Annotated in this window: 10 protein-coding genes; 5 read left to right on the top strand and 5 right to left on the bottom strand. The window is 44.6% G+C overall.

Going from position 1 to position 15,625, the window contains the following annotated elements; translation table 11 throughout:
- Positions 1 to 120: 120 nt before the first annotated feature.
- The 5 genes from fecE to M0221_RS06335 all read right to left on the bottom strand — a co-directional run bounded on the left by fecE (position 121) and on the right by M0221_RS06335 (position 6,447).
- The gene (gene fecE, locus M0221_RS06355; RefSeq protein WP_483283285.1) at positions 121 to 888 is read right to left on the bottom strand and encodes a Fe(3+) dicitrate ABC transporter ATP-binding protein FecE; all 768 of its coding nucleotides are present in this window, start codon (positions 886 to 888) and stop codon (positions 121 to 123) included.
- On the bottom strand, positions 888 to 1,919 hold the full coding sequence (locus tag M0221_RS06350; RefSeq protein WP_483283284.1) for a FecCD family ABC transporter permease: 1,032 nt from the start codon (positions 1,917 to 1,919) through the stop codon (positions 888 to 890). Before M0221_RS06350 ends, fecE begins: the two co-directional genes overlap by 1 nt.
- Before the next feature lie 177 nt (positions 1,920 to 2,096).
- Positions 2,097 to 3,173, bottom strand: a complete 1,077-nt coding sequence (locus M0221_RS06345) for a FecCD family ABC transporter permease (RefSeq protein WP_483283283.1) — start codon at positions 3,171 to 3,173, stop codon at positions 2,097 to 2,099.
- A 42-nt stretch (positions 3,174 to 3,215) separates the two neighbouring features.
- Positions 3,216 to 4,286 (bottom strand): ABC transporter substrate-binding protein, encoded by a 1,071-nt coding sequence (locus M0221_RS06340; protein ID WP_483283282.1) that lies wholly within the window; start codon positions 4,284 to 4,286, stop codon positions 3,216 to 3,218.
- Positions 4,287 to 4,359: 73 nt separating this feature from the next.
- Positions 4,360 to 6,447: a TonB-dependent receptor gene (locus M0221_RS06335; protein WP_483283281.1), complete on the bottom strand. Its 2,088-nt coding sequence runs from the start codon at positions 6,445 to 6,447 to the stop codon at positions 4,360 to 4,362.
- Between the two features lie 205 nt (positions 6,448 to 6,652).
- On the opposite strand from M0221_RS06335, the gene M0221_RS06330 reads away from it, so the two are divergent.
- The 5 genes from M0221_RS06330 (at position 6,653) to M0221_RS06310 (ending at position 15,624) form a co-directional block, all read left to right on the top strand.
- Entirely contained in the window at positions 6,653 to 8,848 is a 2,196-nt protein-coding gene (locus M0221_RS06330; RefSeq protein ID WP_483283280.1) for a TonB-dependent receptor family protein, read from the top strand.
- Positions 8,849 to 9,139: 291 nt separating this feature from the next.
- Positions 9,140 to 10,375 carry an ATP-grasp domain-containing protein gene (locus M0221_RS06325; RefSeq protein WP_483283279.1) on the top strand — a complete coding sequence of 412 codons (1,236 nt, stop codon included), beginning with the start codon at positions 9,140 to 9,142 and terminating at the stop codon, positions 10,373 to 10,375.
- 67 nt (positions 10,376 to 10,442) lie between these two features.
- The gene (locus M0221_RS06320) at positions 10,443 to 12,248 is read left to right on the top strand and encodes an IucA/IucC family protein (protein ID WP_483283278.1); all 1,806 of its coding nucleotides are present in this window, start codon (positions 10,443 to 10,445) and stop codon (positions 12,246 to 12,248) included.
- Positions 12,248 to 13,507: an MFS transporter gene (locus M0221_RS06315; protein WP_483283277.1), complete on the top strand. Its 1,260-nt coding sequence runs from the start codon at positions 12,248 to 12,250 to the stop codon at positions 13,505 to 13,507. The genes M0221_RS06320 and M0221_RS06315 overlap by 1 nt, the downstream gene beginning before the upstream one ends.
- A 71-nt stretch (positions 13,508 to 13,578) precedes the next feature.
- Complete coding sequence (locus tag M0221_RS06310) at positions 13,579 to 15,624, top strand: IucA/IucC family protein (RefSeq protein ID WP_483283276.1); 2,046 nt, start codon at positions 13,579 to 13,581, stop codon at positions 15,622 to 15,624.
- Position 15,625 lies beyond the last annotated feature (1 nt).

Raw genomic sequence — 15,625 nt, 5'->3', positions numbered from 1 at the left:
GTGAGGCTTAATTAGGCATTTTGGTCGGTGCTTTGTGTCTGGTTGTTTTAAACTCTAAGTCCTGCTGCCAGCTGTAAATGTACTGGTACTCAGCTGATGAAAGATAGCGGCGCAGGCATGCTATAAATACACACACATGGGTGAACCTGCTACAGGGTCTGTAACCACTTTGGCTTGCACGTCAAATATGTCAGCAAGCATCCCCTCCGTCATCACCTCACAAGGGGTGCCCATCATTTGCAGTTCGCCCGACTTTAGCACCACCAATAAATCACAATATCTCGCTGCTTGGTTAAGGTCATGGAGCACAACTATAATGCTTTTGCCTTTGTCTTTTAATTCCCGAATGAGTCGCATCAGCTCTATTTGGTAAGAGATATCTAGATAGGTAGTTGGTTCATCTAGCATGATAATATCCGTATCCTGCGCTAAAACCATCGCGAGCCAAGCGCGCTGCTGTTGACCGCCAGATAAGGCTTCAAGTGATGTCTCAGCTAGAGATTGAATAGACATCTCATGTATGACGCTATCTACTATCTGGTTGTCTGCCGCGCTCAGCTTACCCCAATGTGAGACATAGGGCGTTCTGCCATACTCGACCAACTGTCTGACAGTCAAGCCTTCAGGATTGGTCTGTACTTGTGGCAATACCGATATCTGGCGAGCAATCTGCCGATTATTCAATTGCGCCATATCTTGTTGTCTAAGTAGGATTCTGCCCGATTGAGGTTGAATCAGCCGGCACAAGCCTTTTAATAGTGTCGATTTTCCGCAACCATTTGGACCAATGAGTCCAATGACTTTATTTTCTGGCAACTCAAGGGACAAGTTTTTGATAACTGTCTGTCCGCCATGATAGCCAAGCTGTAGTTCATTCACTGATAGCATCACCACCCCTTATAGCGCGATAGCAAAAAGATAAAATAAGGCGCACCGATCACTGAGGTCAAGACGCCAGCTGGTAACTCAATTGGCGCAAATAAACTGCGTGCCAATACATCTGCGGTGACTAAAATGATCGCGCCTATCAGCGCTGACGCTGGCAACAAGATACGGTGCTGATGCCCAAAGAGCAATCGTGCGATATGCGGCGCGAGTAAACCAATAAAACTGACTGTCCCTGCCACCGACACCGCCAAGCTTGCAATCACCACTGCGATAAATAATGTGGTAAATTCTAATGGTTTGACTGACACACCAAGATGATAGGCTGTCTCCTCACCAAGTCCTAGCACATCCAAGCGCCACGCTAAATACATACTAACTGCCATCAGTACGGCAAATATTATCGTTAGCATGGGAATATGTTGCCAGCTGCGACCCCATAAACTACCGGTCAACCAAATCATCGCGGTGTTAATTTCAACTGGATAAATGACCAATAGAAAATTAATCCCACTGGCTAAAAAGGCACTAATGGCGACGCCAATCAGTGCTAAGCGTGCGGGTGTAGGCTGTGATATCTGTGCCAATAGTATGATAATACAAAAGGCCAATAATCCGCCAAGTAAAGCTGCGACAGATAGCCACCACGTTGGTGCCGCAGGAAGCATAACCAATAGCAAAGTCGCGCAGAACCCTGCGCCAGCACTGATACCCATCAAATCAGGGGATGCCAGCGGGTTACGAATGACCCCTTGTACTAATGATCCTGATAGACCAAGACTTGCCCCCACTAAAATTGATAATAGCGTGCGCGGCAATCGGTGCTGCCACACAATAAAGTCTTTGTCGCCGCCAAATCCTTGCTGTAAATGCTGCCAGATTTGCGCTAGCGTTAATTCACTGGCACCAAAAAAGATGCTGCTCACACTAAGGATGAATAGCATCAGAATAATCAGTACCACCGCCCTACTTGCAGACTTATGACCAAATAGTGAGTTTGAGTGCGATGAAGAAGCTTTAGTTTGTATCGTCATTCGTTGCTTACTTTTGTTGCTGGATAGGATTTTGAGTCGCCTTTGATTAACATGCATACAAACTTAGCGGTCTTGATAAGCCATAAAAACATATATAACCGACTTTCACATTGAACAGTCACTTATATTCGACAGTCATTTATAAAGTATTTCAAACTTGCTTGTATTAGCTATCGATCAGCTATCGAGTCGTCTTCTACACGCCAGCGCAATAAAAACAGGTGTCCCAATAAGTGCCGTTAGCAAGCCCACTGGTGTCTCTGCTGGATACGCAACCGCCCGTGACAAGACATCCGCCCACACCATCAATATACTGCCAAGCAGCATAGACAATGGCAAAATCTGCTCATAAGCCATATTCGATACCTGCTTTAACAGGCGCTTGGCAACATGGGGGATAATCAAACCGACAAAGGCAACAGGACCGGCGACCGCCACACTGATCGCCGTCAATATCGTAATCAATGCCCCACACGACCACTGTAATGCCCGCAAGTTCACCCCAAGGCTACTTGCTACCTCATCACCCAATACCAAGACATTTAATTTAGGTGATAACCACCAGCCATAACCTAAGGTCAGCAGCGATATAGCCGCTAGCATGGGAATGGACTGCCAGCGCGTATTGGCAATAGAGCCAGCTAGCCAATACAGTACCCCATAAGCTTGCTCATCCGTAGTAATCAGCGCCGCTCGCGTCAGACCGACCAGCAGCGCATTGATGGCAACGCCCGATAGAATCAGACGAACAGGATGCACCGGACGACCAGAAAAATAACCTGCCAATCCTGCAACGAGGGCACAAGAAAGTACTGCGCCGACCATCGCTTGTAAAAAGGTAGAGGTTAAAAAGGCAACCCCTAACCCAATAGAGGATAAGGCAACCACACACGCTGCCCCTGCATTGATACCCAATACCGCAGGAGATGCAAGAGAATTACGCGTCATCACCTGCATTAGCAGCCCCGCTACTGCCAAATTTGCACCCACTATAATCGCCACGAGCACGCGCGGCAGGCGAATCTCTATTAATAATTGTGCGGTTAGCGACGCTTGACCATTTTGCTGCGTCAATAAGGAAAATAAATCCGTCAACGACAGGGCAAATTTTGAATATGCCGTTAACCCTTGCCAGCAGCCAATCAGTAAAATGACTAATAACCCACACCACAATAACGCCCGTATCATCGGACGCTTTGCAATATGGGGTTTTAAGGATATAGAAGATGAGCAGCTCAGTTGTGGTTCAACCATAAAATCTGCCTTGCTTTAAAAAGACAGTAGTGCAATGTCTCATTAATTTGACTCTTTTAAAGAAGGACTTGGACTTTTTTTGCCTTTTTGCTTAGCAATCTCAAGCAGCTCAGCTGTCATATGTTCAGCGGATTGCATACTGCGATTGAGCGCCCAATAATTGGGATCAACTTCGATGACCTGATTGTTTTTAACCGCCGTTAGCTGATTAAATAATGGTGAGGACTTCCATTCATCATAAATGGTGTGATCGTTATAACGTCCAATTAATAGCCAATCAGGATTAGCCGCTAATAATTGCTCCAAACTGGTTGCGATATACGCCTCACCTGTTTGCTCAGGAATCGGACTTTTGATATTTAGATGATTGAGTAAACTACCGGCGTACGAGCTTGGACCATGCAGCCACATGCCTTTATCACTGATAATAGCAAACTGCACGCTGTGGTTAGCAAGTGGAGTTGTCGCCAATTGCGACTTTAAACTTGCCATCTTTTTTAGATGAGTATTGATAACCTGCGACATTTTTTGATCTTGATGTACGATATGCCCGACCAATTGCGCCGTCTGTATATTCTCTACATAACTTTCACCGCGACTTTTAAGCACGACCGACGGTGCAATGCGATTAAGCTCATCGGCGATGACCGTATGACGCTCGTCATCGGCAATGATAAGGTCGGGTTTTAAATCAGCGATGGCTTCAAGACTTGGCTGATAACGTGAACCGACCGAGGTATAGCCAGATAGCTGTTGATTAAATTCAGGAATAATACTGTCAGGTTTATTATCATCGGCGATACCAACCGGATTGAGTCCTAGCGCTAAAGCATCCCCTAAAAATGAGTATTCCAAAACTACGATACGCTTTGGATCCCGCGGATAGTCGCTCAAATTGGGCAAACGCGCTTTAATTTCTTCATCGGTTAGCAGAAGAACGTTATTTTTGTCATTTGACTTAACTGCTGCTGCCGATACGCCATTATCAGCATTCAATGATGGCGTTGCCGTAACATTGTTTTTTTGATTGATAATAAAAACAATACCGCCAACCACAATCAATACGATGACCAGCAAGGGTAAAATAAGCGTGAGCTTTGGACGTTGATTCATAAATAGCTTTTCTTAATATCATTCAATGGGTTGGGCGCTAGGGACATGAAATTTTGGCGTTAAGACGCACTCGTTAAAATTCGTAGTTATAGGTTAATAGCCACGTTCTAGGCGCACCAAGACCAATTTGGTTTTTGCCCGACGTGCCATTGGTAGCCCCAAGCGCATATTCTTTATCCAGAGCGTTATTTAGATTCAATTGCAGATTATGTTTGCCTGTGCTGTAGGCAGTCATTAAATCTACGGTCGTATAGCCAGCTAGCTCGACTGCCTCTGCGTCTCCAGCGTAGCGGTCACTGATATAATTCACACCGCCACCAATTCGCCATTGATCAGCAGGTTGATAAGCGGTCCATAACGAGAACGTTTGGTTCGGTACGTCGTTTGGCGTCAGACCCGTTTTTTTATCTTCAGCATCAAGATAACTATAGCCTGCCGACACATCCCAATTATCACTTAGCTTACCTCGAGCTTCTAACTCTAGACCTTGATGACGAAACTCATCTTTATCCGTCACTTCGCGATTGTCATTGGTTTTTGGGTCTTCTTTATCAATGCGATAGAGAGAAGCATTCAGCATAATATCGTCATTATTTAAATACGTTTTCACCCCAATTTCTTTTAGGTCGGTCTGATAAAGTGCACCCAATTTTGGATTGATAAACGTTCCAGAATAAGGCAGCTGCCATGAACGCGCTACAGTGGCATAAGCGGAGGTGGCATCGTTAAACTTATAGACGACGCCTGTTCGGTAGCTGAATTTGTCGTCGTTAAGCTCACTGTCCTTACCATTAGCGTTTTGACTCAGGCGCATATTGTCATAGCGGACGTTGCCGATAAGTGACCAGTCGCCAATGTGATAAACATCTTGGGCAAAGACACCGATGCTTTGGGTGCTATTTTTACGAAATGCGGGGAAACCTGGGTTAGGCGTTGGACCAGCGCTCGGGTTAGTTGCAGATGTGGGTGGTACATTTTTGTCAGTCGCAAGGGTCAAATCGATATCAATGTCATTATAATCGGCACCAAATAGCAGCTCATGATTATCAAGATTCCAAGCAAGCTCAGACTGTAAGGTTTTGCTGGTGCGTGGATCATAACCAAAATTATTGACAGTACGTTCAACCTTATCATTGACCACATCAGCAGATGACTGACGGGTGCCTTTTTGCTCTAAAGCAATGTGGCTGTATGAAGCTCGATTGGTCCATTTAAGATCATCATTGATATCAAACTCATGATTGACATTGGCATGCCAAGTGTCTGAATCTTGGTAATCATTGGTGCCGCCATAAAAGGTATTAGGAGGTACATCAACAGGCTTGCCATCTTTGGACGGAACACCGCGATAAGGCACTAGGTGCTGACGCATAAAATCAAGCGAGAAATCAAGCGTTTGTTGGTCAGTCGGCTGCCAGCGAACTGTCGGTGCGATAAAGACATCATTTGAATCGACATGATCGACATAGGAGTCACTACGGCGATACTCGGCATTGATACGGGCATTTACGGTATCTGATAATTTATGCGAGCTATCGACGCGCGCCACGGCTAAGCCATCGCTACCCACTTGTGCTTGCACCTTATCAAAGTCATCGCCTTCTGCTTTTTTACTGACGAGGTTGATAATGCCGCCCGCACTACCACGCCCATACAGCGCGCCCGCTGGACCTTTTACCACCTCTACGCGCTCTACATTGGCGAGGCTGCGATAGGACTGCAATTTGCCATCATCACGCATACCATCGCTATAGACATCGTTTAAACCATTGAATCCACGCAGCACAAACTCGTCTCGGCTACCTTCGCCAAGCGTGTTATTCAAACCGGCGACGCCTTTCATAGCATCCATCACGCGCACCGCGCCTCTATCCTCTAGCTCCGTTTTAGTCACTACCGATACTGACTGCGGCACATCTAACCACTCGGTCTGTGTCTTGGTCCCTGACGTTGGGGCATAAGCAGCATAACCTTCATAAGTTTTAGCCGTGACCACAATCGGCGCTAGCGTCGTCGATGGCAGTGTTGTTAATGGCTGTATAGCTGTCTCTTGAGCAGCAACCTGTTGACTCACCACCATGGTTAGACCAGCCGTCATCATGGCTAGGAATAATTGAGCACGGACCGCAGTCACTAAGGGTTTAGGTTGATGGTGAGACATAATTAGATCCATAGATGTGTTAAGGAATGAGCGAGGTTGTCAGTGGCTTAGTCTCAATAATTATTGAGCAGGATTTATGAATACTTAATCATATAAATGATAATAATTTTGCAAATGATAACTATTACTGTTTATAATTGCAACGTTTTAGTAACACTATTCACCTTTGACTGACATAAACACCTGCTAAATAATTGGAATTGTTATGGTTATTATTTTTAAACGTTCTGCGCTTTGTCTTGCTATGTTTTGCATTTATCAACAAAGTAGCGCTGAGATGACGCCCATTAGTAAGAAAACCAGTGTTGAGGCTCGCTCAGACACTTCCATTACAACTAGCTCGATTAATAATAAAGCAAAAACAAAAGTACTTTCTTTTACTGCAGCGCCAATCATTGTCACTGCAGAAACGTTAGGTGATTCTAGTGCTAATCAGGTAAAAGCATTTGCCGGTAATCGTACGGTGATTGATAACGATTTCATTAAGAAAACCGTGAGTAACTCAATTGACGGTGCATTACAGTTTATTCCAGGTGTCAAAATTGACGATGAAACGGGGACTGGTGTATTACCTAATATATCCATACGTGGTCTACATGCCAGCCGTAGTGGACAGGCGCAGTTTTTAATGGATGGCGTTCCTTTAACCTTGGCACCTTATGGTCATACCGGTCAGTCTATCTTTCCAGCAACCCTTGATAATCTTGAGCGCATCGATGTCGTACGCGGCGGGGCTGCGACCCAATATGGTCCAAATAATGTCGGCGGTGTGATAAACCTCATCACCAAACCTATTGCGAAAGAGACTCAAACTGAAATTGGTACCAATTTAACGGTCTTTGAGCAAAATGGTAAGCCATTGACCAGCTTATACGCGCGGCACAGCCGCTGGTTAAATGATGATTTCGGAATACAGCTAGAAGCCAACGGTATTAAGGGTGACAGCTTTAGAGATCACTCAGACACTGAAGTTACTAACCTACAAGCCAAAGCCCTTTGGTATATTGATGACAATCAAGAATTGGAAGGGTTCTTGCAATACTATGATGCTGATACAGAAATGCCGGGTGCGCTCTCGCCTGCTGCCTATGAGCAAGATGTTGGACAGAGTCAACGCCCACTTGAAGCTTATCAAGGTAAATCAACGCGCTGGCATGCTAAGTACAAAAACTACTTGGATATCGGTGATGAAGCAGTATTAGACCTCACTACTTTTGGTCATCATGCCACACGTAATTTTGAGTGGGGATTTAACTCACAAGCGAACAAACAAGGTGTACATTGGGCAGATCCTGCTATTGCAGCAGACAGCCTGCGTACCTCCCCTCGTGAGTTTACTGTTTATGGTATAGAGCCGAAGTTTTCTATGAAGATTGGTGATAGCAAAAATATCAAGCACCACCTCATCAGTGGCGTGCGCTACGTCAATGAAGACATCGATTATAAACTGACGCAAACCAAACTTGCTGATGGTACGACGACCATGCCCCGTGATTGGAACCTACAAACGGATGCATGGGCCGCTTATGTTAGCGATGAGATGAGCTTTCTGGATGAGCGCCTAAAAGTTACCCCCGGTATTCGTTATGAAAACGCAAAAATGACGTTTAATGATGCTGGTAATAACACGCAAACAGATAACACCATTACGGAATGGCTGCCTGGGCTGACAACGTCTTATGCATTAACCAAATCTGATGACAAGCTTTGGCTGATTTATGCCAATGCGCAGAAATCGCTAAGAACGCCGCAAATTGCCAATATTCGCGGTAACGGTGAAGAAGGCAGTGAGCTTGCGTGGAATTATGAAATAGGTACACGCTATACCACTGATAGTCTGCAAGCTAATTTGGGATTGTATCGCATAGATTTTAAAGATCAGCTGCAATGGAACAGCGCAGAGCAAAGCTTTGATAATGTCGGGCGTACCCTGCATCAAGGTTTAGAAACTGCGATTACTTATACCCCAAAAACATTCAAAAACCTAGATGTAGGTCTTAGTTACAACTATCTTGATGCCACGCTAAAAGAAGGGGCAGATGAAGGCAATCAGCTGCCATACAGCTCGCCACATCAGTTAGGCTGGCACGCCAGTTATAAGCATCAAGATTACAACGCCACTTTATCTGGCGTTTACTATGACAAAGCTTATGCTGATAATGCCAACACGGTAGCAGAAAGCAAAGACGGCGGCATTGGTGAGACACCTGCCTATCAAGTATGGAACTTGAGTCTACAAAAAACATTGCAAGACACGAAAAACGAAAAGCTGTCTGTTCAATTTGGGATTAATAACTTATTTGATGAGCAGTATTATTTCCGCGGTATCGATACCAGTCCTGTTGGTCGCTATCCTGCGCCCGGACGTTCATACAAGTTAGGTCTTAACTATCAGTTTTAAGGGTTAATAAACTCTAATTCTTAAATACCTCGCAATGATAAAAGCAAATCTAAAATGGATTTGCTTTTATTTTCAAAATATATTGTAACCTACTTGTCTCTCTTATCAATTTTCACTGCTTACCTTCGCACTCAAACCCCTCTCTTAAAAAATTTTGGTAGATTTCAGCTATTAATAGCACAATATTTTCATAATTTACTTGTAAATGATTCTCATTATCACTATCATTACGCTCATAAAAATATTGTCATGCTTGTTTTTACTGGTAGTTCATTATAAGAGGAAAACTTTATGTCCTATGCAACGGTTCTCATCACTCATGTGGTCAACGATGCAGTTATTGAAGGTTTCATCCCCGCCTTATTGAAATTGAGGCACGCACCTGACAGTCAATTGATTATCATAACCGATGATAAAGAGGCACACATGGATGCGTTAATAGCGACGCCTTTAGGGGCGCAAATCAGCATCCTTGAATGCGATGTGTTTAACCCTCTAGCGATCATTGATACCTTAAATAATTATCATATCCTGCCCGATCTGGTCTTTAGTAATAGCGACCATCTACAAGCCGCAACCGCCATCGTCGCTGAATTTTTCCATTTGCCTAGTAAAGACTGGCGTCACTGTTTGGTTTTTAAAGACAAGTACTTAATGAGAAAACAGCTGCATTCTGCTCATTTATATCAAGCCGGCTATCAGCTGCTAAGCGCTAAAGATTTACATCTTGAGAACCTCAGCATCAACTTTCCTCTGGTCGCTAAACCCAAGCAAGGCGTCGCGAGCATGGACGTTCAGCTTTGTATGAATAAAAACGAGCTGCTAAGTTATTGCCAAAGTTTTTGGCAATCAAAAACCCTGCCTATTTTGGTTGAGTCCTATGTGGCTGGGCGCTTAATTACGTTAGAGACACTCGGAGATGGTGAGCGTTTGGTGGCGGTAGGCGGCTTTGAGGTGACATTGACCGAACCGCCACATTTTGTAGAGCTTGATGCGGTTTGGAATACGCCTTTATGTGTACAGTACCGTGAGCGCTGTTTGTCAATTCTGCAAGATATCGGTGTGGGGCTTGGCGTCTGTCACAGTGAGTTTATTATTACCCCAACGGGCGAGGTGCATTTGGTTGAAATTAATTATCGCAGCATCGGTGATGGTAGAGAGTTTTTATTACATGATATGGCGCACTACCCTTGGTTTGATACCATTGTTAGATTGCATCAAGGGGTCAGCATTGCTGAGTTAGAAGCCGAGTTCGGGTCACTCGCCATCAGTATGCATGCACGCATTCATTACATGGTTGCACCTCAATCTGGCACCATTTGCATAGCACCTAGCCCATTTAATAAGCAAATGCAGCAGACGACCATTATCCATCAGCCCCTAAAAAAACAACATCAAACCATTCATATTACCCACTCTAATAAAGACTATTTAAGCCGACTACTGGCTTATTCCGATTGCGCAAACACCATGAATGACGTACTAAGCGATGCCATAGCAAGTTTGCAATGGCAGTTTGAATCATAAAAATTTTAGACCCACTTTTACCGATTTAACTTTTGGTTTTTAACTTGTTATATTTTGAGAGCTTATAATGGACAAACAATATATTACCGAACGCTTTATTAACACCTGTATCCGCGAAGATGTCTATGGCTTGCTATCAGATCATACGATTATCGAAACAGAATTTGATATTCCTCATCTGCCAGAGGTGTTAAAACAGCAGAAGTTGTGGCTAGAGATAACCTCGTACAATCAAACCAACTGGTTGCCGATTGTAGCCAGTGATTATATGCAATATTGGCAACTTGCCAGCCCAATGTGGCTTCAAAAAAACTCAGGCGATTACCTCATCAAGCATGACTATCAGGATTTTGTCGCCATTCTCAAACAGTTGCCAGATGCCTGTGAGACTGCGCTCGACAGCTATCTGCTTGAGCTTGATTGTGCCACCGAACACCGAGCGTTAGCGCGCCAAGGGTTTGAGTCTCAACGCTGCCATCTTGAACGCAATATTAATGGATACCCAAGCTGGTCTGAGCGTTTGTTATACGCCGATCAAGTCGCCTCGTATTTGGATCACCCTTATTATCCGACTGCCCGAGCCAAGCTTGGTCTGGACGCATCTGATATCGCAGCCTATAGTCCAGAGTTTGCACCAACCTTTAGCCTATATTGGGTTGCTATCTCTAAAGCACTAAGCACCGTCAGCGCCAAGCTACCTGATGTTTGGCCAAGCTTTACAGACGTCGGTCTCAGTCCGGACCTCCAACAGACGCATCACCTATTTCCAGTACATCCGTTAACCTTGCCGCTGCTTCAGAAAAATGCACTCAAAAACGATGCCTTTCAAATCATATTGGCACCTAAGGCTGCGCTCAGCGTACAACCAACCTTATCTGTGCGCACGGTAGTGTGCTGTGCTGACCCAAATATTCATATCAAAGTACCGCTCATCGTCCGCACCTTAGGCAATAAAAACGTGCGCTTAATTAAGCCTTCAACCATTTATGATGGTCACTGGTTTCAACGAACCTTACAATTGATTGAAAAAAATGATGCCGCGCTGCAAGGGTGTTACGTCCATTGCGATGAAAGCCTAGGTGGTCATATGGGCGACGATAAAAATCTCGCCTTTATTGTGAGGCGCTATGATGATATCAATTTAACGGATAAAACCCCTGTCCCAGTGGCAGCATTTGGCAGCGTCATGCCTGATGGTCGCCCCTTTATCAGCCACTTAATTGCACAGTTTTATGACGGTGATAGCAAGCTTTGGTTAAAAGAGTATATCCATCTGTTATGCCATGTTCATTTAAATTTATGGATCAAATATGGCATTGCGTTAGAAGCCAATCAGCAAAATGCCGTCATTGTCTTTTATCACCATAGCCGCACGATGACCTTGCTCATGAAAGACAATGATTCTGCACGCCTTTATCCACCACGATTTAACGCTGGCATGGCACAAGTTAGTTTAGGCGATGTGATAAATAGCAGTGCTATTAATGACATCAAGGATATTAAAGACCAACGTATTGTCGTTGAAGATGAGTTGGCATTAGCGCAGATGTTTTTGACCATCACGCTTCAGCTCAACATCGTTGCCATTATTGAGATGATGAGCGCCCATAACATCATCAACCGTCATGACGCCTATCAAACCTTAATAGACTGTATTGATACGACCTTACACAGCCTCTCCAAGCAAGGTTACGACATCCATCTTGCCAAGCAAGTCTTATTAGAGAGCCAGCACTGGTATATCAAATACTTATTGTCTGCTGGTAGCTTGTTGTCAAAAGAGCAGTCTGGCGCGACTGATATCAATAAGTTCTATGGCAAATCAGCACCCAATACCTTAAAACTTATGCAGCGACACAAACAGGATTCCTAATGAGCTATCGAATTATGGTGGCAATCGTCCTATGTTGTCACTACCTGTCCGCGTTTTCTGCGTTAGGTATGCCTTTGTTTTTACCAATCATGCTCCAAGAGCTAAATGCGCCATTGCAATCAGGCTGGGTTGGTTTGCTGTTTATATTACCGACCCTCATGACTGCCATTGCTGCCAGATACTGGGGACGTTTTGCCGATACATATGGTCGCAAAACATCCTTGTTGCGGGCGGAGCTTGGCTTGGCGGTGGGGTTTTTGATATGCGGTTTTTCTCAGTCTTTATGGCAGCTCGTCATAGGGCTGAGCGTTCAGGGGCTGTTTGGTGGGACAATGGCTGCCTCAAACGCCTATTTAGCCACCAGTATCACTGATAAAAACGCCTTAAAACAGGTGTTGAATTTCACTCAATTCTCAGCACGACTTGCCCTAATTTCCGCCCCGATTGGGCTGGGTTTTTTGGTACAACATTACGAGGTGTTAAGTTTGTATCGCGTGCTTGCCATCCTGCCACTCTTAGCATTACTACTTAGTTTTTTGCTAAAGAAAGACGTCATTACAGCAGGCAATATCGGCACCACCGCCAATACTGTCCAATTGCCTAAAGCGCCTCCAACAACCAAAAATAATAACGGTAACAGCAACAAAGCCAAAGGCGCTAAAAAGGAGACGCATGACTCAGCACAAAGTCTAACGGGTACAGCTTTTTTCGCCAATCCTTATCTGTTTATATCATTGCTGCAGTTTTTCTTAGCCTTTTGTATGGTAGCGACTTTCCCCTACTTTTTGCCATTTGCCAAAAGCTTTGGGCTTAGCAGCGCTGAAATAGGACAGTTATATGCCATGCCTCATGCCATATATCTGATCTGCCAGCTGCTCTATGGACGCATCAGTCATCGTATGCCAGCAACGTCCTTAAGCCTTGGCTTTACGGTATTAGCAAGTGCGGTTTTGCTGCATTTAACGGATTATCTTACTTTGATTTGGTTAGCGCGGATGCTATTTGGCGTAGGCATGTTTATGTGTTATCAAAGCCTGCATGCGCAAATGGCGGATACCAACCAGTCTAAGCATAGCGGCAAAATATTCTCTCGCTATGATGCGCTAGCAAAATGGGGCGGCGTGCTAGCAGGATTGTCGGTCACTTTATTTGTACCGATGTTTGGTTTGCTCTCTCCGTTTGTTCTCTCAGCAATGATGGCAGTTATCGCGATAATAACCATAAAAATATATCAAGAAAAATATAGCCAGATTGTGTAGAGGGCACTACAAACAACAATTACTCTAAAAACATCTAAAAAATTTAAAACATTTAAAAAAAGACATCACTTATGAGACCAAACTATTCACTATCAAACAACACGATACCAAATTTTCTACCACCCAGTAAAACAGTTGAAAGTACCCCAGTGCCAAGCCTGCTTTCGCAGTACCATCAGTATAAGTCTGAGCAGCATGCACTGACGAATATCATCAATTGTTATCTTCGTGAGTTTGCCATCCCCAATCAAGACCTAAGCATTGATGAGTCTGATGACGATTTACCACTGTGTCTACGTGATAACCGCGCCTGCCTAAGCACGCGCCTATTAACGATTCGATTTCCTGTCGCTAATGAGGCTGCTTCTGCAAAAATCGTATTGCCAGTGGCGTATTTTAGTCACTTAGGCAAGTGCCAGCTAAGCGGAGCGCCTTGGCTAAAAGCTCGCGGTCAATCATGGGCGTGCCTCAACATTTATCAATTGGTCGATTATCTGCACAGTTATATTGCTACGCGTTATCAAATCGATATCAACCAAGAGCTAAAATACCAGATTGATAATAGCATCAGCGTGACAACCGCTTTTTTGCAGGCCTCTGCCAACCACGCTACTAACTACCATCACGATGTACAGCAAGATAAATCCACCGTTAATGGCTATATAGATAGCGAGCAAGCATTGCTGTGGGGTCATGCGTATCATCCGTCGCCAAAAAGCCGGCAAGGGGTCGACATGACGTCTTTATTGGCGCACTCGCCCGAAACCCAAAGCCAGTTTGCTCTGTTTTGGTTTAAGGTTGACTTCTCCCTCGTCAGCTATATTGGCAAAGACACCAAAACCGTACTGCGCAACATCGCTCACACCTTACTTGCTGACGCTGGCGACTTACTAGAGTCTATTAATTCAGATACTGATAGTTTACATCCTGATAGCGACACCGATTGGGTTTACTACCCTTGTCATCCGTGGGAAGCTGATCGCATCTTGGCAAATCCGATCATCAAGCGAGCAGTCACATCAGGATATATGATACCGCTTGGCCTGATAGGCAAGGCGGTGTCCCCAACCTCATCGGTGCGCACCTTATATCATCACCAGCTATCACATTTTATCAAATGCTCTATCCATGTTCGTCTGACCAATTGCATCCGCAAAAACGCTTGGTATGAGCTACACAGTGCCGTTTATCTCAATAATATTTTAGAAAAAATTGATCGCAGCAAGCGTCTGACTGCGCCAGCTTTTAAGCTGATGTTAGAGCCGGGGGCTGCCACCCTTGATATGAGCGCCAAATTCCACGATGACGATCCCAGCTCGACTCAGTTTATTACTGAGTCCTTTGGCATGTTATTTCGAGAGTCATTTACGACGGATGAAATTAAATATCTTAAGCCACAAGTTGCTGCGGCCTTATTTACAGAGGATAGATTCGGAGACAGCGTCATCGAGCGCCAGCTACAAAAACATTGCGTACACACTGGTCAACGTGATAATGAGCGTTCATCTTATGACACTCTAGCCTGCTTATGGTTCAGCCGTTATGCCCATACTTTAATTGATGGCACGTTTGATTACTTCTTTAACCATGGCGTTGTTTTCGAGCCGCATTTACAAAACACGGTAATTGGCTTTCATCAAGGTCTGCCGACATGCGTCTGGATTCGAGATCTTGAAGGCACCAAACTGGTTGATAGCCTGTGGTCACTTGCTGACGCGACTGATTTATCCGAGCGCTGTAAACAATCCATCCGCTACTCTAAAGCAGCAGGATGGTCGCGCATTGCCTATTGCGTTTTTGTGAACAATCTTAGTGAGGCCATCTTTCATTTATGCCGAGGTGCACAATCAGCGGAGACTTTAGAGGCGCGACTTTGGCAGCATGTCAAAGACATATTGATGAATTGGCAACTGGCATATGGTACTCAGCCTGAAATTCAAGATTTGTTAGACGGCGGTAGCTTACCCAGCAAGACCAATTATAAAACTCGATTACTCACGCTTGCTGATAAACATTCTGCCTACGTGATGCTCCCTTGCCCGTGGCAGTCCTCTATGCTCAACGCCAATAAAGACAATATAAAAATTCATAAATTATCTGAATCAAAGGTTACCTAAG

Source organism: Psychrobacter sp. ANT206, assembly GCF_056880555.1.
The sequence above is the reverse complement of the archived record's forward strand: the minus strand, read 5'-3'. Positions and strand labels throughout refer to the sequence as shown.